The 1,141-nt window shown below is 60.1% G+C and carries 1 protein-coding gene; it reads left to right on the plus strand.

Annotated features, from left to right (window positions below; all coding sequences use genetic code 11):
- The coding region (locus DWU98_RS21555; RefSeq protein WP_147293419.1) for a type VI secretion system Vgr family protein at positions 1 to 1,141 on the plus strand (1,141 nt) is incomplete at both ends.

The following is a 1,141-nucleotide window of genomic DNA, read 5'->3' on the forward strand; positions in this document are numbered from 1 at the left end:
AATGGACATCGAAGACTGGGATGGCCAGGAGCACATCCGTCTCACCACGCCGCACTCGGGCATCAGCCAACTGGGGCTGGGCCACCTGGTGGATGGGCAACGGCAAAAGCGGGGCGAAGGCTTTGAACTGCGTACCGCAGCGCACGGGGCTATTCGCGCGGGCAAAGGTTTGTTCGTCAGCACCTACGACCGTCCGAACGCCCAGGGCGCACAGCTCGATATGCAGGAAACGCTGCAACAGCTTGAGACCGCTCACGCGCAGGTCGATGCGCTGGCCAAAGTGGTGACGGCTGCGCAGGCCACAGCCGCAGACGCCAAAGCCATGAACGCGGTGCTGCAGAACGAGATCAAGGATCTGCAAAAAGCGGTGATGGTGCTGTCCGCTCAATCCTCGATCACGCTGACTACACCAGACACCATTGTGCAGAGCGCCGGCAAGAACCTCGCCTTTACCGCTGGCGAAAGCGCTGACGTTGGCGCGATGGGCCAGGTCCGCGTGATGGTTGGCGAGCAGATCAGCCTGTTCGCACAAAAGCAGGGCATGACGTTCATCGCCAACAAGGGCAAAGTCCAGTTTCAGGCGCAGAACGACGAGATGGCGCTGGCTGCGCTGAAGGACGTGACCCTTACCAGCACGAACGGCAGCCTGAACCTGTCCGCCTACAAGGAAATTTGGATCGGCGCAGGCGGTTCCTACATCAAGATCAACGGCAACCGGATCGAATGCGGTACACCCGGCGACATCTTTGAAAAATGTGCCTGGTGGGGCAGGCAAGGGCCAGCATCGATGGACATCCGGGCGGACCTCAAAAACATCCTCCCGGGGTTGCCGCTGGTGCTCAATCTGGGTGCGTCTCCTGCTTCTATGGATAACCTGCCGCAAGGTATGCCGTACACGCTCTTTGCAGACGGGATGCCACTCAAGCAAGACGTCTTCGACGGCACCGGCCTAATTCCGCTGAACCACCAGTCCGGTACGCAGGCCTACCGCGTCGAACTGGCTAACGGCGTGACGTATCACATTCCCGTTGCAGAAATCTTCCGCAGCGAAGCCGCCAACGGCGAACGGGCCAATCAAGGCTTTCACCATCACGAAGCGCCCAACAGCGGTGAAGACCGCGCGCGTCATCGCAAAACCTAT

Source organism: Dyella monticola, assembly GCF_003363155.1.
In the GTDB taxonomy this organism is placed as follows: Bacteria; Pseudomonadota; Gammaproteobacteria; order Xanthomonadales; family Rhodanobacteraceae; genus Dyella_B; species Dyella_B monticola.